Annotated in this window: 12 protein-coding genes; 6 read left to right on the top strand and 6 right to left on the bottom strand. The window is 73.3% G+C overall.

Going from position 1 to position 19037, the window contains the following annotated elements; translation table 11 throughout:
- Nucleotides 1-133: 133 nt before the first annotated feature.
- The 6 genes from ACIQZN_RS04835 to ACIQZN_RS04810 all read left to right on the top strand — a co-directional run bounded on the left by ACIQZN_RS04835 (nucleotide 134) and on the right by ACIQZN_RS04810 (nucleotide 9133).
- Nucleotides 134-2911 carry an SCO5717 family growth-regulating ATPase gene (locus tag ACIQZN_RS04835; RefSeq protein ID WP_403988393.1) on the top strand — a complete coding sequence of 926 codons (2778 nt, stop codon included), beginning with the start codon at nucleotides 134-136 and terminating at the stop codon, nucleotides 2909-2911.
- Between the two features lie 197 nt (nucleotides 2912-3108).
- A complete protein-coding gene (locus ACIQZN_RS04830) occupies nucleotides 3109-4983 on the top strand; it encodes an ABC transporter substrate-binding protein (RefSeq protein WP_403988391.1) in 1875 nt (624 codons plus the stop codon).
- Nucleotides 4984-5083: 100 nt separating this feature from the next.
- A complete protein-coding gene (locus ACIQZN_RS04825; RefSeq protein WP_403988389.1) occupies nucleotides 5084-6163 on the top strand; it encodes an ABC transporter permease in 1080 nt (359 codons plus the stop codon).
- Complete coding sequence (locus ACIQZN_RS04820; protein ID WP_403988387.1) at nucleotides 6160-7110, top strand: ABC transporter permease; 951 nt, start codon at nucleotides 6160-6162, stop codon at nucleotides 7108-7110. Before ACIQZN_RS04825 ends, ACIQZN_RS04820 begins: the two co-directional genes overlap by 4 nt.
- A complete protein-coding gene (locus ACIQZN_RS04815; protein ID WP_403988385.1) occupies nucleotides 7107-8135 on the top strand; it encodes an ABC transporter ATP-binding protein in 1029 nt (342 codons plus the stop codon). The genes ACIQZN_RS04820 and ACIQZN_RS04815 overlap by 4 nt, the downstream gene beginning before the upstream one ends.
- Nucleotides 8132-9133 (top strand): ABC transporter ATP-binding protein, encoded by a 1002-nt coding sequence (locus tag ACIQZN_RS04810; RefSeq protein ID WP_403988383.1) that lies wholly within the window; start codon nucleotides 8132-8134, stop codon nucleotides 9131-9133. The genes ACIQZN_RS04815 and ACIQZN_RS04810 overlap by 4 nt, the downstream gene beginning before the upstream one ends.
- Nucleotides 9134-9181: 48 nt before the next feature.
- Here ACIQZN_RS04810 and ACIQZN_RS04805 read toward each other — a convergent pair whose 3' ends face one another.
- From ACIQZN_RS04805 to infB, 6 genes are all read right to left on the bottom strand, one after another.
- Nucleotides 9182-10141: a bifunctional riboflavin kinase/FAD synthetase gene (locus ACIQZN_RS04805; RefSeq protein WP_403988381.1), complete on the bottom strand. Its 960-nt coding sequence runs from the start codon at nucleotides 10139-10141 to the stop codon at nucleotides 9182-9184.
- Nucleotides 10142-10184: 43 nt separating this feature from the next.
- Nucleotides 10185-13835, bottom strand: a complete 3651-nt coding sequence (locus ACIQZN_RS04800) for a trypsin-like peptidase domain-containing protein (protein WP_403988379.1) — start codon at nucleotides 13833-13835, stop codon at nucleotides 10185-10187.
- Nucleotides 13836-14037: 202 nt separating this feature from the next.
- Nucleotides 14038-14991: a tRNA pseudouridine(55) synthase TruB gene (gene truB, locus ACIQZN_RS04795; RefSeq protein WP_403988377.1), complete on the bottom strand. Its 954-nt coding sequence runs from the start codon at nucleotides 14989-14991 to the stop codon at nucleotides 14038-14040.
- The gene (rbfA, locus tag ACIQZN_RS04790; RefSeq protein ID WP_328902684.1) at nucleotides 14988-15440 is read right to left on the bottom strand and encodes a 30S ribosome-binding factor RbfA; all 453 of its coding nucleotides are present in this window, start codon (nucleotides 15438-15440) and stop codon (nucleotides 14988-14990) included. Before rbfA ends, truB begins: the two co-directional genes overlap by 4 nt.
- Before the next feature lie 24 nt (nucleotides 15441-15464).
- On the bottom strand, nucleotides 15465-15761 hold the full coding sequence (locus ACIQZN_RS04785; RefSeq protein ID WP_073863182.1) for a DUF503 domain-containing protein: 297 nt from the start codon (nucleotides 15759-15761) through the stop codon (nucleotides 15465-15467).
- A gap of 137 nt (nucleotides 15762-15898) precedes the next feature.
- The gene (gene infB, locus ACIQZN_RS04780) at nucleotides 15899-19000 is read right to left on the bottom strand and encodes a translation initiation factor IF-2 (RefSeq protein WP_403988374.1); all 3102 of its coding nucleotides are present in this window, start codon (nucleotides 18998-19000) and stop codon (nucleotides 15899-15901) included.
- Nucleotides 19001-19037 lie beyond the last annotated feature (37 nt).

The following is a 19037-nucleotide window of genomic DNA, read 5'->3' as shown; positions in this document are numbered from 1 at the left end:
GCTGGGTCCGGACGCGGCGGAGAACCTGAGGGCAGGCCATGTGCGTCCCAGGGGGAGAGCCGGGCGGTTCGCGTTACGGGAACGGCCCCCACCCACCACGGCACAAGGGTGCTCGACCACACCAGGAGGCAAAGTGAACGGCGATCGGGACGAGATGCGCGGGGGCTGGGACAAGCCCGTCGACGAGTCGTCCGACGCGGAGCCCGCCGAGACGACGGGTGAGTTCACCATCGACTACACCCCGCCCGCCTGGTACACGCAGAACGCGCCGGGCGACTCCCTGGGCGGCGCCGGTACGCCGCCGGTATCGCCCCCGCCGCCGAGCGGGGACCCGGTGCCGCTGCCTCCGCCCCCGGCGCAGCGCGGCTTCGACCCCGACTGGACCCCCGCCCCGGCGGAGCCCTCGGACGCCGCTACGCCGGTCACCGGCGACCTCGACAGCGGCGCCACCATGCGGTTCTCGGCCTCCGCGCTGAAGCGGGAGATCGAGGAGCGGGACCGCGCGGAGCGCGAGGCGGAGCCGGACGCCGGGGCGGCGGGCGGCGATGCGCCGTCCGGTGCCGGCGACGACGACGCGTCCGAGGCCGCCGGTGCCGTTTCGGACGACGCGGAGGCGGGTACGACCGGCGCCGATCAGGAGGAGTCCTGGGACGACGTCCTGGGAAGGGTCTTCGACTTCGAGCCCGAGGAGGAGGCGGCGGCGACGCCGAAGCCCTCGGACGACACCGGCGACGCCCCGGCCACCGGGGACAGCGAGGAGGGCGACGACGACGCGTCGGCCGGCGCGTCCTCGGAGCCGTACAGCCTGAAGTCATTCGACGCGGAACCGTCCGACCCCGTGCCCTCCGCCGAGGTCCCTGCCGCCCCCGCCGAGACGGACTCCCCCGAGCCGGACGACAAGGCTCCGGTGAGCGACGCCGCCCCGGACGCGGCGCCCCGCGACGTACCGGCGGACAGCGCGCCGCAGGACGCCTCGTCGTCCCCCTGGGCGCCGGCCGCGCCCTCGCAGGGCGGTCTCCCGCCGCTGCCGCCCGCCTTCCAGCCGGCCGCGCAGCAGCCGCAGGCCCCGCAGCCCGAGCCCGCTCAGCCCCAGGCGGCGCAGCCCCAGCCCCCCGCCCCGCAGTCCGGCTACGGCTTCCCCCAGCAGACACCGCAGCCGCAGCAGCCGGCGCCCCAGCAGCCCCTCCCGGCCGCCAACCTCCCGGCGCAGCGCCCGCAGCCGCCCGCGCCCCAGGTCCCGCAGGCCCCGCAGCCGCAGGCCCCCTGGTCCGCACAGCAGCAGCCCCAGCCGGCCCAGCCCCAGCCTCAGCCCCAAAGCGGCTACGGCTTCCCGCAGGGCGCCCAGCCCCAGGCCCAAGGCACCCAGGCCCAAGGCACCCCGGCCCAAGGCACACCCACCCCCACGCCCGACGCCGGCACCCCGAACCTCCCCGCGCAGGTCCAGCCGCAGCCGCAGCCCCCGCAGCCCGTCGACCCCCGGGCCGGCAGCTCCTGGCCCACCCCCGCCCCCCGCGATCCGCGTTCCTCGGGCGGTGCCCCGCTGGGGTACACGGCGGCCGTGGAGCTCACCTCCGACCGGCTCATCCGGGGCAAGCAGAAGACCCGGAGCAGCCGTAACCCCTCGGGCGCCTCGCGCTTCAAGCTGGGCGGCAAGAAGGAGGAGCAGGAGAGGCAGCGCAAGCTGGAGCTCATCCGTACGCCGGTGCTGTCCTGCTACCGGATCGCGGTGATCAGCCTCAAGGGCGGTGTCGGCAAGACCACGACCACCACCGCGCTCGGCGCGACCCTGGCCAGCGAGCGGCAGGACAAGATCCTCGCCATCGACGCCAACCCGGACGCCGGCACGCTGGGCCGCCGGGTGCGCCGCGAGACCGGGGCGACCATCCGCGACCTGGTGCACGCGATCCCGCACCTCAACTCGTACATGGACATCCGGCGGTTCACCTCGCAGGCGCCCTCCGGTCTGGAGATCATCGCCAACGACGTGGACCCGGCGGTCTCCACGGCCTTCAACGACGAGGACTACCGGCGCGCGATCGACGTGCTCGGCAAGCAGTACCCGATCATCCTCACCGACTCGGGCACCGGTCTGCTGTACAGCGCGATGCGCGGTGTGCTGGACCTGGCCGATCAGCTGATCATCGTCTCGACGCCCTCGGTCGACGGCGCCTCCAGTGCGTCCACGACCCTGGACTGGCTGTCGGCGCACGGGTACGCGGAGCTGGTCCAGCGGTCCATCACCGTGATCTCCGGCGTCCGCGAGACCGGCAAGATGATCAAGGTCGACGACATCGTGCAGCACTTCCGGACGCGCTGCCGCGGGGTGGTCGCGGTGCCGTTCGACGAGCACCTGTCGGCCGGCGCGGAGGTCGACCTCGACATGATGCGGCCGAAGACCCGGGAGGCGTACTTCAACCTCTCCGCCCTGGTCGCCGAGGACTTCGCGCGCGCCCAGCAGCAGCAGGGGCTCTGGACGTCGGACGGCAGCGGCCCACCGCCGCAGTACGCCCCGCCGCTGCCGGGCCAGCAGATCCCCGGACAGCAGATCCCCGGCCAGCAGGCCCCGGGCCAGCAGCCGTACGCACCCCAGCAGCCGCAGCAGCCCGGCCCCGCCGGCCACCCCCAGTACCCCGGACAGCCGTACGCGCCACAGCAACCCGGTCAGCCCTATCCGCAGCAGCCGCAGTCGTACGGCGGCCAGCAGCAGCCCCATCCCCCGCAGCCGGGCCCCGGCGCCGGGCAGAGCTGGCAGCAGCCGCAGGCCCAGCAGCCGTACCAGCAGGGCCAGCCGCAGCCCCATCCGCAGGGCGACCAGCCAGGTCAGCCCGGCCAGCCCGCGCACCCCGAGCTGCACGGCCCCGTACCGCCCGCCGGATGGCAGCAGCAGTCGCCGCCAGCGCCTCAGCAGTAGGGCGTCAGAGGTCTAAACCAATGAGGGTCCGCATCGCCTCCGCGATGCGGACCCTTTTGGCATATCCGCAGACCACACGCCGTTTCGACGACCGTTGACGCGGCTCGACCACCGCTGATAAACCTTCGCAACACCAGCCGGCGAACCGAAGTTCAACACGCCTTTCCCGTGCGAGTCATGACACGAGGTCCCAGACCATGGTCGTAAGAGTTCCGTCCTCCTCCGCCCCGCCACGCTCACGTCTGCGTGTGCTCCTGGCCTCCGGTGCCGCCGCCCTCGCTCTCGCAGCCGGGTCCGTCGTGCCGGGAATGCCCCTCGGCGCCGCGCCCCAGCAGGCGCAGGCCGCCGACAGCGGCAACAAGACGCTCACCGTCGCGGTCGCGCAGAGCGTCGACTCCCTGAGCCCGTTCCTCGCCCAGAAGCTGCTGAGCACCAGCGTCTCGCGGCTCATGTACGACTTCCTGACGAACTACGACGCCAAGGACAACCACGCCATCCCCGGCCTGGCGACCAAGTGGGAGCCCTCCGCCGACAAGCTGACGTGGACGTACACCATTCGGTCCGATTCGAAGTGGTCCGACGGGCAGCAGGCGACCGCCGAGGACGCCGCCTGGACGTTCAACAAGATGATGGACGACGAGGCCGCGGCCCAGGCCAACGGCAGCTTCGTCACCAACTTCAAGAAGGTCACGGCCCCCAGCCCCACCAAGCTGGTCATCGAGCTCAAGGAGCCGCAGGCCACCATGGCCGCGCTCGACGTGCCGATAGTGCCGAAGCACGTGTGGGAGAAGGTCGGGGACTTCTCGAAGTTCAACAACGACACGAAGTTCCCCGTCGTCGGCAACGGCCCGTTCATCCTGACGGACTACAAGGTCGACCAGTACGTGAAGCTCAAGGCCAACCCGGACTTCTGGCGAGGGAAGCCGAAGTTCGACGAGCTGGTCTTCAAGACGTACAAGGACCAGGACGCCGCCGTCGCCGCCCTGCGCAAGGGTGAGGTCTCCTTCGTCGCCGGTTCGCCCGCGCTGACGCCCGCTCAGGCGAACTCGCTCAAGGGCGACAAGAACATCAAGGTCAACGAGGGCCCCGGCCGCCGCTTCTACGCACTGGCCACCAACCCCGGCGCGCAGACCAAGGACGGCAAGAAGTTCGGCAACGGCAACAAGGCCCTGCTGGACCAGAAGGTGCGCCAGGCGCTGTTCCTGTCGATCGACCGCGAGACGATCATCGACAAGGTCTTCCAGGGCCACGCCGTCGAGGGCAAGGGCTACATCCCGCCGCGCTTCTCGGCGTACTCCTGGGAACCCTCCGCCGACCAGGCGCTGAACTACGACCCCGACAAGGCGGCGAAGCTGCTGGACGAGGCGGGGTACAAGCTCAAGGGCGACCAGCGTGTCGGCAAGGACGGCAAGCCGCTCGACCTGCGCCTCCTGTGCCACGCCACCGACCCGAACGACAAGGCGGTCGGCAAGTACCTCAAGGAGTGGTGGGGCAAGCTCGGCATCGGGCTGAAGGTCGACTGCCTGGACGACGTCTCCGTGCCCTGGTACGCCGGTGAGTACGACCTCGCCTTCGACGGCTGGTCGGTCAACCCGGACCCGGACTTCGTCCTCGGCATCCACACCTGCGCGGCCCTGCCGACGAAGGCCAAGGCCAGCGCGACCACGGACAACTTCATCTGCGACAAGAAGTACGACGAGCTGTACAAGAAGCAGCTCGCCGAGTACGACCCCGCGAAGCGCGCCGACCTCGTCGGGCAGATGCAGTCGTGGCTGTACGACTCCGGGTACATGAACGTGATGGCGTACCCGAACGCGGTCGAGGCGTACCGCACCGACCAGATCAAGTCGATCACGACCATGCCCGAGGCGGCCGGCAACATCTACGGCCAGGACGGCTACTGGAGCTGGTGGTCGGCCGTGCCGGCGAGCGGCGACGGCAGCTCGGACAGCGACAGCTCCGGCTCCTCCACCGGTGTGATCATCGGAATCGTGGTGGCGGTCGTGGTCCTCGCAGGTGGCGGCTTCCTGATCTCGCGGCGCCGCCGCACCACCGCGGACGATCGCGAGTAGGTTCTCGAACGGGATGCGAGGAACCGGCCGGCGCGGGTGCGGTACCAGACCCGCGCCGGCCGGTTCTTTCCAGGAACGACACGAGTAACGAGAGTTCCCCATGACAGCTGACAGCACTCCGGCGCTCGTGCAACAGGCGGACGCGGCCACGGACGGCCCTCCGGCCGGCCCCTCGGCCGCACGCGGTCCACGGGCGCGCAACACCACGGCCTATCTGAAATATGTGGCCGCCAAGATCGCGGGCGCCGTCGTCTCGCTGTTCGCGGTTCTGGTCACCAGCTTCTTCCTCTTCCGGCTCATTCCGAGCGACCCCGTCAAGCAGATGACGGGCGGGCGGCCCGTATCGGCCGAACAGCTGGACTCGCTGCGCCACCAGCTCGGGCTCGACCAGCCGATGTGGCAGCAGTTCACCAGTTACATCGGGGACGCGTTCACCGGCGACTTCGGTGCCTCGTTCGCGTACCACGCGCCGGTCATGGACAAGATCGTCGAGAAGCTCCCGGCGACGCTGCTGCTCACCGGCACCGCCTACGTCCTCTACAGCCTCATCGGCCTCTGGCTCGGCACCCGCACCGCCTGGCGCAACGGCTCCACGAGCGACCGGTTCCACACCGCGCTCGCGCTCACCCTGTACTCGGTGCCGTCGTTCTGGCTCGGGCTGCTCCTGATCATCGTCTTCTCGGTGGGCGTCGGCCCGATCCCCGGCATGTTCCCGACGGGCGGGATGTCGTCGGGCGACACGAGCGGATTCGGTTACGTCATCGACGTGGCGCATCACATGGTGCTCCCGGTGATCACGCTGGTGGCGGTCGGATACGCGCAGACGCTGCTGGTGATGCGGTCCTCGCTGCTGGACGAGATGGGCAGCGACTATCTGACGACCGCCCGCGCCAAGGGGCTGCGGGACGACGTCGTACGCCGCAAGCACGCCGTGCCCAACGCGATGCTGCCCACCTTCACGCTGATGTTCGTCAACCTGGGGCATGTGGTCGCCGGGCAGATCCTGGTCGAGACCGTGTTCTCCTGGCCGGGCCTCGGCTCCCTCTTCTACCAGGGCCTCAGCACCCCCGACCTGCCACTCGTCCAGGGCCTGTTCTTCGTCTTCGCCACCGCGGTGATCCTGGCGAACACCCTTGCCGATGTGCTGTATCCGCTGCTCGATCCCCGGGTGGGCCGATGACCACGACCGATTCCATGCCCACGCCGACCCCGGCGTCGGCCCCGCCCGAGCCCGTCCGGAGCGCCCGCGCCCTGGCCCGGGCCCGTAAACGCCAGTCCGCGGCCCGCTTCTGGCGGGAGTACCGCCGTCACAAGGGCGGCATGTGGGGTCTGGCGGGCCTGATCGTGATCGCCCTGATCGCCCTGGCCGCGCCCCAGCTCGTCGGCGCCGACTCGGAGAGCGTCACCGAGGCGTCCGGCGGCGCGCTCGAAGCGCCGAGCGGCGAGTTCCCGCTCGGCACCGACCAGTTCGGGCGCAGTGTGCTCGCGCTCCTGGTGTGGGGCGCGCGCGTCTCGCTGACCGTGGGGCTGCTCGCGGCGTTCCTGTGCGTCGCCATCGGCACGATCGTGGGGATCGTCGCGGGCCACTTCCGCGGCTGGTACTCGACGGTGCTGATGCGGGTGACCGACTGGTTCCTGGTGATGCCCACGCTGGTCCTCGCGGTCGCCCTCGCCTCGGTGATGGACCGCTCCCTGTGGACCATCATCATCGCGATCGGCGTCACGACCTGGCCGACCACCGCACGCCTGGTGCGCGCGCAGACCCTCGCCGTGGAGTCCCGCCCGTACATCGAGCGCGCCCGCGCGCTGGGCGGCGGCCACGGCCACGTCATGCTCCGGCACGTCCTGCCGAACGTGATGCCGCTGGTGCTCGCCCAGACCACGCTGGCCATCTCCAGCGCGATCCTGAGCGAGGCCACGCTGGCCTTCCTCGGCCTCGGCGACCCGACCATCGCCTCCTGGGGCAGCATGCTCCAGGACGCGCGCGCCGCTGGGGCGGTGAGCGCCGGCGACTGGTGGTACCTGGCACCGCCCGGCATCGCCATCGCCCTGGTGGCCCTGGCGTTCACGCTGTGCGGCCGCGCGATCGAGTCCGTCCTCAATCCCAAGCTGGGGGTGGCCCGTTGAGCACGACGAGCATCCGCAAGACGCCTCTTCTGGAGGTACGCGACCTGACGGTGACGTACGCCGGCGGGGCGCAGGCCGTCCGCGGCGTGAACCTCCAGGTGGAGGCCGGGCGCAAGCTGGGCATCGCCGGGGAGTCCGGCTGCGGCAAGTCCACGCTGGCGCTGGCCCTGCTGCGGCTGCTGCCCGCGGGCACGAAGGTGACCGGCGAGATCCTGCTGAACGGCGAGGACGTCCTCGCGATGAAGTGGGGCCAGGTCAGGGCCGTCCGCTGGGCGGGCGCGTCCATCGTCTTCCAGGGCGCGATGCACTCGCTGAACGCCGTGCACCGCATCGGGGACCAGATCGCCGAGCCGATCCTGCTGCACAAGAAGGTCACCCAGGCCGCCGCGCGCAAGCGGGCCGGTGAGCTGCTGGAGCAGGTGGGACTGCCCGCCGCCCGGGTGGACGCCTATCCGCACGAGCTGTCCGGCGGTCAGCGGCAGCGTGTGATGATCGCGATGGCGCTGGCCTGCGACCCGGGCCTGATCATCGCCGACGAGCCGACGACGGCCCTGGACGTGATGATCCAGGCCCAGATCCTGCGCCTGATCGAACAGCTGGTCTCCGAGCAGGACCTCGGCCTGATCATGATCAGCCACGACCTCGCGGTGCTGTCCGACACCTGCGACCGGCTCGCCGTGATGTACGCGGGCCGGGTCGTGGAGGAGGGCCCCGCCTCCGAGGTCTACGAGGGCGCGCACCACCCGTACAGCAGGGCCCTGTCGGGCGCCTTCCCGCGCATCGGGGACCCGACGTCCCGGTTCGCGCCGCGGGGCCTGCCCGGCGACCCGCCCGACCCGTCGGCGCTGCCGGCCGGCTGCACCTTCCACCCGCGCTGCGCCCTGGCCCTGGACTCCTGCGCCACGCAGGACCAGGAGCTGCGGGACGCGGGCCCGGGGCGGCAGGCCGCGTGCGTGCTGGTGGGTCCGGAGGGGGCGGCGGCGCCGGTCCTGCCGGGCGCCGAGGAAGCAAGGAGCACATCATGACGACGACCCCCGTGGACCTGCTCAGCGCGCAGGGGCTCCGGATCACCTTCCCCGGCCGGCACGGCGCCGAACCGGCGCGTGCGGTGGACGGGGTCGACCTGGACATCCGGCCCGGCGAGATCGTGGCCCTGGTCGGCGAGTCGGGGTGCGGCAAGACGACGCTGGCCCGCTCCCTGCTGGGGCTGGTCCCGCCGACGGCCGGTCGGATCATGTTCGACGGGAAGCCGCTGGACTACGGGAGCCGGTCCCTCAAGGCGTACCGCAAGCGCGCCCAGCTGGTCCTCCAGGACCCCAGCGGCTCGCTGAACCCGCGTCACACGGTGTACGACGCGGTGGCCGAGGGGCTGCGCATCCACGGCTACGCGGGCGACGAGCGGCAGGCGGTGCACGACGCGCTGTCCCGGGCCGGGCTGCGTCCGCCGGAGCGGTTCTTCCTGCGCTACCCGCACGAGCTGTCGGGCGGTCAGCGCCAGCGCGTCGTGATCGCGGGGGCGCTGGTCCTGGAGCCGGAGCTGATCGTGGCGGACGAGCCGGTGGCCTCGCTGGACGCATCGGTGCGCGGCGAGATCCTGGCGCTGCTGCTGCGGCTGCGCGAGGAGCTGGGGCTCTCCGCGCTGGTCGTGACGCATGATCTCGGTCTGGCGTGGAACATCGCGGACCGGGTCGCGGTCATGTATCTGGGCCGCATCGTGGAGACGGGCGCCGTCGAGCAGATCCTGACGGCTCCGCGCCATCCGTACACCCAGGCGCTGCTGTCGGTGCTGCCGGAGGCGCCGGGCGATCCGGTGGTGCTCACGGGCGAGCCGCCGGACCCGTCGCGGGTGCCGTCCGGCTGCCGCTTCCACGCCCGCTGCCAGGTGCTGGCCTCGGGCGAGGCGGAGCGGGCGGGCGTCGCGGACGCCTGTCGTACGCAGGACCTGCCGGTCCTGTCGGGCGGCGGGGAGACGCAGGTGGCGTGCCACTGGGCCACGGCGAAGGTGACCGCGCCGACTGTCTGACGGGCGGTACGGGTTTCCCGGCCGGGCCGGCCGGGAAACCCCGCGCGGTCAGTCCTGTCCGGCCTCGGCGGCGGCGATCAGCTCGCTGCACCGCTTCACGTCGGCGGCCATCGCCACCAGCAGGTCGTCGATCGTGTCGAACTTCAGCATCCCGCGTACGTACGCCAGGAAGTCCACGGCCACGTGCAGGCCGTACAGGTCGAGGCCGACGCGGTCGATCGCGTACGCCTCCACCGTGCGCTCGGTGCCGTCGAACTGCGGGTTGGTGCCGACCGAGATCGCGGCGGGCATCGCCTCGCCGTTCGCGTGCAGCCAGCCCGCGTAGACGCCGTCGGCGGGGATCGCGGTGTGCGGGAGGGTTTCGACGTTCGCGGTGGGGAAACCGAGCTCGCGGCCGCGCTGCGCGCCCCGGACGACGACGCCCTCGACGCGGTGCGGGCGGCCCAGGATCTCGGCGGCCCCGGCCACATCGCCCTCGGCGACCAGGCGCCGGGTCAGCGTGGAGGAGAACGGCTCGCCGCCGCCCGCCGCGCCGCTCACCCGCAGGTCGATGACCTCGACGCGGTAGTCGTGCTCGGCGCCCAGCTCGGCCAGCAGCTCGACGTTCCCCGCGGCCTTGTGGCCGAAACGGAAGTTGGGGCCCTCGATGACCAGCTGGGCGTGCAGCTTGTCCACGAGCACCTTGGCGATGAAGTCCGCCGGGGCGAGCCGCGAGAACTCCGTGGTGAACGGCAGGATCAGCATCGCGTCCACGCCCAGCTCCGCCATCAGCTCGGCGCGCCGGTGGTGCGGGGCGAGCAGCGGGGGGTGGCTGCCGGGCCGGACGACCTCGCTGGGGTGCGGGTCGAAGGTGACGACGACCGACGGCACGCCGAGCTCGCGGGCCCGCTCGACGGCACGGCCGATGATCAGCTGGTGACCACGGTGCACCCCGTCGTACGAGCCGATGGTGACGACGCTGCGCCCCCAGTCCTGGGGGATGTCCTCCAAGCCTCGCCAGCGCTGCACTCTGACCGCTCCTCGCCCGAACCTGTGTACGTGGATATCTCGATTACGCAGGTCTAAGACTGCCATGCTCACGCCCTGCGGCCCGCATCGGCATGGTCATCGGAGCCTCCAGCGCCTCCACCGTGCGCCGGGCGCTGGGGCCGACGACGGCCGCCCACTCCTGCGGCGCCTCGGCCAGCCAGCCCGCGACCAGCGCGCCGAACCCGGGCACCTCGCGGACCAGCGCGACGAGCCGCCGGTCGAACAGCGCGGCCCCTTCGGGGGTACGCACGAGGAGCATCCCGGTCCGGTGCACCAGCGCCCTGGTGCGCACCGGCGACCGCCCGGCACATCCGGCCGCGGCGGCCCGCAGCAGGGCCTCCAGGACCACCGGGTCCGGGATCCCCCCGCGCTGCTCGGCGTCCAGCAGCACCTCCAGGAGCTCGTCGCGGGTGGGCTGCGAAGCGGGGCTGCCGGGCGAGGCGAGCACCGCGGCCAGCGATCCCCGGACCGGCGCGGCAGCGGCGCGGTCCCGGAGCAGCCCGGTGAGCAGCGGCAGCAGCAGGGCGCGCGCGGCGGGCCCGTGCTCCAGGCGGCGGTCGAGATACGCGGCGGTGTGCGCCGTGTCCTCCGGGTGGCCCTCGGCGTAGGCGCGTACGAGTCCGGCGGCGTGCAGCGCGAGCTCCGGAGCGTCGATCCCGGCCAGGGCCCGCAGCACCTCGCCCGCGCCCTGGTCCGGCCGCGCGAGCCGGTCCCGGTAGGCGGTCACCACGATGTCCGCGTGCGTGGGCAGGGCGGCGGCGAGCGCGGCGGCGGGCACCCGCACGTCCTGCGGGCCCTGGGCGACGAAGGCCCGGACGGCCTGCGGGAGATAGCGGGCCCGGGTCCGGGGGTCCGCGACGAGGAAGGCGAGGACCGGTCCGTGCAGCTCGCTGTCGGCCGGGCGGGCCAGCACCGCGAGCGCGGCCCGGCGCACCCGGTCACGGTCCGCGTCGAGGGTCAGGCGGGGGGCGAGGAGCGTCGCGTACGAGACGGCGGCGACCCGGCGGGCGCGCCGGTCCTCGTCCCCGGCCCACCGCTCGACGGCCCGGCCGAGCGCGGCGGGCTCGTCCTCGGCGAGCGCGGCGAGCAGCTCCTCGGCCCGGGGATGCCCGGCGGCGACGAGCGCGTCGGCCAGGTCGTCGACGGCGAGGTCCCGGCGGGCGTACAGCAGCGCCTGCGCGGCGGCGGCGACGGTCGGCCGCACCGCCGTGTCCGGGGCCGCGGCGAGCACCCGGTCGTCCGTGAACCAGGCGCACAGAAGCGGCATGACGGTCCGGGGCCGGTCGGCGAGCCGCCGGTCGACGGCTTCCAGGAACCGCGCCTCGCCGCTCGTGGTCCCGTCCCCGGGCGGCCCGTCGGCGGGAACGAGCCGCCGGAACAGGTCCATCCGGTCCGCCTCGGGCAGCCGCAGCCCCCGCCAGAACCAGGGCCCGAACTCGGCGTACGCCCCACCCGCACCGCCCTCCTCACCGGAACTCCGCACGACGCGCCCGGCGAGCAGCCGCAGCACCCCGAGATACGGCCGCGCGTCGGGGACCCGGAGCAGTGTCTCGCCGAGCAGCCGGGCGGCCCACCAACGCGGGTCGGAGAGAGGCCGGGCCCGGTCGTCGTCGGCCGCGCCCTCCGGCAGCCGGTCCAGCGCCTCGATGAGGTCGGCGAGCCGGTGGGCGAGGGCGGCCGTGCCGTGGCGGCGGGCCAGGAGGAGCAGGGCCTGGATCACCGGGCCGATCCGGTGCCGGGGCACGGGCAGGCTGCGCGGTCCGGTCGCGAGCGGGTCCCCGGCCGGAAGCGGGTGTCCGTCCGGAAGCGCGTCCCCGGCCGGTCCGGCCCGGCGGGGGCGCGGCACCCGGCCGTCGTCCTCCGCCGGCTCCGCGTGCCACCGGTGGACCAGGGCCCGCAGGGCCGCGTCCAGATCGAGGTGCGTGCTCTGGATCCAGTCCCCCACCTCCTCGTGGGCGAAGCGGTAGCCGGCGCCGGCCGGGACGAGGAGCCCTTCGGTGAGGACCGCCGGGGCCCACCCCGTACGCCAGGGGAACAGCTCCTCGAAGGCGGCCCGGTCCAGCTCGCCCTGTCCTGGGCCGAGGCAGCGGCGGGCGGCCTCGTGGACCTGTCCCGCCACCCGGGCCGCCAGGCGCCGCACCGCCGTGGGCCCGGGGCGGCTGCCGGCGGCGATGCGGACGGCGATGCGCAGGCACATCAGGTCGAGGTGGGCGGCGAAGACCTCCTCGGTGCCGGGGCGCCCGGGTGTGTCCGGCGGCAGGGCCTCGCGGACCTCGGCGAGCAGGCGGAGGGTCAGCGGGTGGCGGTCGTGGCCGGCGGCGAGGGCGTCGGGCGGGAGGCCGAGTCCTTCCCGGGCGCGTTCGGCCTGGCCGGCGGTGAAGTCGGTGACGCGGACCGCCGGGGGGAGCCGCCGGGCGGGCCTGGCGGGCCGGTGCAGGGCCTCGGGCGGACAGAGCGCGCCGGCCGTCTCCCAGTGCTCGGGGCGGCAGCCGACGACGAGCCGGGCACCGTTCTCGCGGAGCCAGCCGACCGTGCCGGTGGTCCAGTCGGCGAGCCGGTGGGCCAGGACGGGCGGCATCTCCTCGGGGGCGTCCAGCAGGACGAGCAGCGGCACTCCGGAGCCCGCGGCCAGCCGGGCGACCCGCTCGGGTGTGGCGCTCGCCATGTCGCCCGGGGCCCCGGCCGCGCCGACGATGCGCCCGGCCTGCTGGAGGGTGCGCGCGACGGCGTCGGCGACGGAGGTGTCGTCCGCGAGGAGGTCGGCGCCGCGCAGCCACAGCGTGGGCGCGGGCACCGGGCCGGTCGCCCGGCGCGCGGCGATGGCGGCGAGCTCGGTGGTGCGGCCGGTGCCCGGCTCGCCGACGAGGGCGAGGACCACGGCTGGCTCGTCGGGTCCGGCCGCCGCGAAAGGTCCGGCCGCCGCGAACGCCTCGGCCTCGGCGCGGATGTCGGGCCGCTCCACCGGCTCGTGACGCTCGCCCGGGCCGCCCGCCGAGCCGACGGACATGGCGGTGAGCTGGAGGGCCCCGGCGAGGTTGAGATCGGGGCCGTAGCCGGGGACGGTCGCGGCGTTGCGCCGCAGCAGCTCGCCCAGCGGCCCGTCGGCGGGTGCCCCGGCCAGTGGTGCCGCGCAGCCGGCGGTGGCGTGGGAGGCGCGCAGGGCGAGCCCGAGGACGGCGATGACGGCCCCGCTGTCCGGGTCGAGCACGGGCCCGCCCACCGCCGCGCCGCCCAGCCGGAGCGCGTCGCTGCCGTCCGTGCCGAGGGCCAGTTCCAGGGCCCGGTCGATCCGGTGGGTGCGGCCGCGACTGGTGTACGTGACCGGGGTGCGGCCCAGGATGCGCGCCTCGCGCAGGCCGTGCGCGGCGACCGTCACATACGTACCGGGGTCGATGCGCTCCCGTACGCACAGGGGCAGCGGCCGGACGCCGAGGGTGTCGGGGCCGCCGGTGGGCAGGAGGGCGAGGTCCCATTCGGGGACGGCGGTGATGTCGGCGGCCTCGACGCGGTGGCTGCGGCCGTCCGTGCCGTGCAGCAGGAGGTGCGGAAGGCCGTCGACCGCCTCGTGGCTGGTGACGACCGTGCCCCGGTCGTCGGCGACGAAGCCGGTCCCTCGCGGCCGGCCGGCCGGATCACACAGTCGTACCAGCGTCGCCCGGTCCCCGCATCCCATGGTCAGACGGTAGGCCGCCGAAGATCCCCGCGCGGACCACTCCGGGCGAAAGCGCCCCCGTCACCCCCCTGATTCACTCCGAGCGCCTGCCCGTTGGGGTGAATCCGGGGCGTTCGGTGGACAGGAATGGGTGGGGGATCGTGGAGCGGGCGAAGGGGGCTCCGCCCGCTCCACGATGAGGTTCCGAGTGCGCCGGGCCCGGTCAGCCGAAGACGGCGAGGCTCTTGGCCTTGCCCTTCTGCTCCTCGACCAGCACCAGGAACCGCCCGTCCGGCCCGAAGACGGCGACCGGCCCCGGCGGATAGGCGGGCATGTCCAGGCGTACGCCGTTCAGCAGCAGCTTCGCGCGCTTCTCGTCCACGTCCCAGCGGGGGAACGCCGACGCGGCGGCCTCGGCCACCGGCATCACGGCCAGCTCCTCCTGGTGCTGGTCCAGCGTGCGCGCGGCGTCCAGCCCGTACGGGCCGACGCGGGTCCGCCGCAGGGCGGTCAGATGGCCGCCCACGCCGAGCCCGGCGCCCAGGTCACGGGCGATGGCCCGGATGTACGTCCCCGAGGAGCAGACCACCGAGACGACCAGGTCGAGCACCGGCGTACCGTCCTCGGCGACGGCCTCGCGGACGTCGTAGACGCGGAAGGACGAGACGGTCACCGGCCGGGCCGGGATCTCGAACTCCTCGCCGCCGCGCACCCGCGCGTAGGACCGCTTGCCGTCGATCTTGATGGCGCTGACCTTGGACGGCACCTGCATGATGGCGCCGGTCAGGGCGGCGACCCCGGCGTCGATCCCCTCACGCGTCACCCCGGAGGCATCGGCGGAGGAGGTGATCTCGCCCTCCGCGTCGTCCGTGACGGTGTTCTGGCCGAGCCGGATCGTGCCCAGGTACTCCTTCTCGGTCAGCGCGAGGTGGCCGAGGAGCTTGGTGGCCTTCTCGACGCCGAGCACGAGCACACCCGTCGCCATCGGGTCCAGCGTGCCGGCGTGGCCGACGCGGCGGGTGCGGGCGATGCCGCGCATCTTGGCGACGACGTCGTGCGAAGTGAAGCCGGACGGCTTGTCGACAATGACAAGTCCGCCCTCCCGTCGCCCGCCACCACCCTTGCCCGGGGTCGCTGCGCTCCCGCCCCCTTCCTGAGGCGTCCTGTTCTGCGTCATTCGGAGGCGGTGTCCTCGTCGGTCTCGTCCTCCGGCTTGCGGTACGGGTCCGCTTCGCCGGCGTACGCGGCGCCCGAGGACGCCTCGCGCACCTTGGCGTCCGAGGCCCGTGCCCGGTCGAGCAGGTCCTCGATGGCCCGGGCGTTCTCCGGGAGGGCGTCGGCCACGAAGGTGAGCGTCGGGGTGAACTTCGTCCCCGCCGCCGAGCCGACCGCCGAGCGCAGGATGCCCTTGGCGCTCTGCAGGCCGGCCGCGGCGCTGGCCCGCTCCTCGTCGTCGCCGTAGACCGTGTAGAAGACCGTGGCCTCCCGCAGGTCACCGGTGACCCGGACGTCCGTGATCGTCACGTGGGTCCCCAGGCGCGGGTCCTTGATGCCGCGCTGCAGTTTCCCGGCGACCACCTCCTGGATGAGGTCCGCCAGCTTCTTAGCCCGCGCGTTGTCGGCCACTGGTCCGTCTCCTTCTCGCCTTGCTCAATCGTCTTCGTCGCTGTGCAGCCGCCGTCGTACGGACAGCAGCTCCACTTCCGGCCGGGCGGCGACAAGGCGCTCGCACCGGTCGAGTACGTCTGTGAGGTGCCGGGTGTCCCCGGAAACCACGGCGAGGCCGATCTCGGCCCTGCGATGGAGGTCCTGGTCGCCCGTCTCCGCCGCGCTCACCGCGTACTTGCGCTGGAGTTCGGCGACGATCGGACGGACCACGGAACGCTTCTCCTTCAGCGACCGTACGTCGCCGAGAAGCAGGTCGAAGGACAGTGTCCCCACATACATGTATGCCCGGATGTCCCGCCGGTTCGGGTTCGTGTCCCGCCGATGATCGGCGGGGACACAAGAACCGTACACGGAACGGCCGGGGCCGATCGACGGAAATAGGTCCCGTCGACCGGCCCCGACTGTTGAGGTACGGGTCAGCCTCGCGGCTTCTCGCGCATCTCGTACGTCGCGATGACGTCGTCGATCTTGATGTCGTTGAAGTTTCCGAGGTTGATACCGCCCTCGAAGCCTTCGCGGATCTCGGTGACGTCGTCCTTGAAGCGGCGCAGACCGGAGATGGTGAGGTTCTCCGCGACGACCTTGCCGTCGCGCAGCAGGCGCGCCTTGGTGTTGCGCTTGACCTCGCCGGACCGGACGAGCACACCGGCGATGTTGCCCAGCTTGGACGAGCGGAAGATCTCGCGGATCTCCGCCGTACCGAGCTCGACCTCTTCGTACTCCGGCTTGAGCATGCCCTTGAGGGCCGCCTCGATCTCCTCGATCGCCTGGTAGATGACCGAGTAGTAACGGACGTCCACACCCTCGCGGTCGGCCATCTGCTGCGCACGCCCGGCGGCGCGCACGTTGAAGCCGATCACGATGGCGTCGGAGCCGGTCGCCAGGTCGATGTCCGACTCGGTGACCGCACCCACACCGCGGTGCAGGACCCGGATGTCGACCTCGTCGCCGACGTCGAGCTGGAGCAGCGAGGACTCGAGAGCCTCCACCGAACCGGACGCGTCGCCCTTGATGATGAGGTTGAGCTCCTGGACCAGACCGGCCTTGAGCGCCTCGTCCAGGTTCTCCAGGGAGAACCGGACACCCTTGCGGGCGAAGTTGGCGTTGCGCTCGCGGGCGGCACGCTTCTCGGCGATCTGGCGGGCCGTACGGTCCTCGTCCACGACGAGGAAGTTGTCGCCGGCGCCCGGGACGTTGGTGAGACCCAGCACGAGGACGGGGGTCGACGGACCCGCTTCCTCGACGTTCTCGCCCTTGTCGTCGAGCATCGCGCGGACACGGCCGTAGGCGTCGCCGACCACCATCGTGTCGCCGACCCGCAGGGTGCCTCGCTGGACCAGGACGGTCGCGACGGCACCGCGGCCGCGGTCGAGGTGGGACTCGATCGCGATGCCCTGCGCGTCCTGCTCCGGGTTGGCCCGCAGGTCGAGCGAGGCGTCGGCGGTGAGGACGACGGCCTCCAGAAGAGCCTCGATGTTGAGGCCCTGCTTGGCGGAGATGTCGACGAACATCGTGTCGCCGCCGTACTCCTCGGCCACCAGACCGAACTCGGTGAGCTGACCGCGCACCTTGGTCGGGTCGGCACCCTCGACGTCGATCTTGTTGACCGCGACCACGATCGGCACGTCGGCCGCCTTGGCGTGGTTCAGCGCCTCGATCGTCTGGGGCATCACACCGTCGTTCGCCGCCACCACGAGGATCGCGATGTCGGTGGACTTCGCACCACGGGCACGCATGGCGGTGAACGCCTCGTGACCCGGGGTGTCGATGAAGGTGATACGGCGTTCCTCGCCGTTGACCTCGGCACCGACCTGGTACGCACCGATGTGCTGCGTGATGCCGCCGGCCTCGCCCGCGATGACGTTCGTCTTGCGGATCGCGTCCAGCAGTCGGGTCTTACCGTGGTCGACGTGACCCATGACGGTCACGACCGGCGGACGGGAGACCAGGGCCTCTTCGCCGCCCTCGTCCTCGCCGAACTCGATGTCGAAGGACTCGAGCAGCTCGCGGTCCTCCTCCTCCGGGCTGACGATCTCCAGGACGAAGTTCATCTCGTCCGCGAGGAGCTTCAGCGTCTCGTCGGAGACGGACTGCGTGGCGGTGACCATCTCGCCGAGGTTCATCATGACGCCGACCAGCGAAGCCGGGTTGGCGTTGATCTTCTCGGCGAAGTCGGTGAGCGAGGCACCGCGCGACAGCCGGACGGCCTGTCCGTTGCCGCGAGGCAACATCACGCCGCCGACCGACGGGGCCTGCATGGCCTCGTACTCCTGGCGCCTCTGCCGCTTCGACTTGCGGCCACGACGCGCGGGACCGCCGGGACGGCCGAAGGCGCCCTGCGTGCCACCACGGCCACCGGGACCGCCGGGACGGCCACCGAAGCCGGGACGGCCGCCGAAGCCACCGCCACCGCCGGGACGGCCCGCGCCGCCACCGCCGCCGCCACCGGGACGGCCGGCGAAGCCGCCGCCACCGCCGCCGGGACCGGCCGGACGACCGGCGAAGCCGCCGCCACCGGGACGGCCCGCGCCGCCCGGACGACCGCCGCCGCCACCGGGACCGCGGCCACCGCCGGGGCCACCACCGGGACGCGGACCGGCAGCGGGACGCTGCGGCATCATGCCCGGGTTGGGTCGGTTACCACCGGGACCGCCGCCCGGACGGGGCGCCTGCGGCCGGGGCATGCCGCCCGGAGTCGGACGCGGCGCGCCACCCTGGCCCTGCGGACGCGGGGCGCCACCGGGGCCACCCTGCGGACGCGGGGCGCCGGGGCGCTCCTGGCCGCCACCGGGACGCGGTGCGCCGCCGGGACGGGGTGCCTGCGGACGGGACATGCCCGTCGAGCCACCGGAGGTGAAGGGGTTGTTGCCCGGACGGGGACCGGCCGGACGGGCGCCACCGGGGCGCGGGGCGCCCTGGCCGGCGGGACGCGCGGGGCGGTCGCCGCCGCGCTGGCCGCCGTCACGCTGACCGCCGTCACGCTGACCGCCGTCACGCTGACCGGCCGCGGGGGCCGGACGCGCGGGACGGGGGCCGGGGGTCGCGCCGGCGGGGCGCGGTGCCTGCGGCGCGGCCGGCTGGGCCGGGGCCGGGGCCGGGGCCGAGAACTCCGCGGCGGGCACCGGCGTGACCGGGGCCTTCGGCGCGGGCTTCGGGCCCGGACGCGGGCCGGGGGCCGGCGCCGACGGGGCGGAGGGGGTGCTGCTCGGGGCCTCGGCGGCGGCCGACTTGGGGGCCGGGGCGCCGGGCTTCGGGGCAGCGGGACGTGCCGCGGGGGCCGGAGACGGCGCCGCGGGCTTGGCGGGGGCGGCCTTACGAGGCGCGCCCGGCTTGGCAGCGGGCTTGCCGGCGTTGCCGCCGGGCCCCTGCAGTGCGTCAGTCAACTTGCGCACGACCGGCGCCTCGATCGTCGAGGACGCCGAACGGACGAATTCACCGAGTTCTTGGAGCTTGGCCATGACGACCTTGCTCTCAACCCCGAACTCCTTGGCGAGTTCGTATACCCGGACCTTAGCCACTTCGCTCCTTTTAGGTCCGGTTACCGCCGGACCGTCG

The sequence above is a fragment of the Streptomyces sp. NPDC097595 genome (genome assembly GCF_044761525.1).
Lineage (GTDB): Bacteria > Actinomycetota > Actinomycetes > Streptomycetales > Streptomycetaceae > Streptomyces > Streptomyces drozdowiczii_A.
Note: the sequence above shows the minus strand (reverse complement) of the source record. Positions and strands in the feature narration are given on the sequence as shown.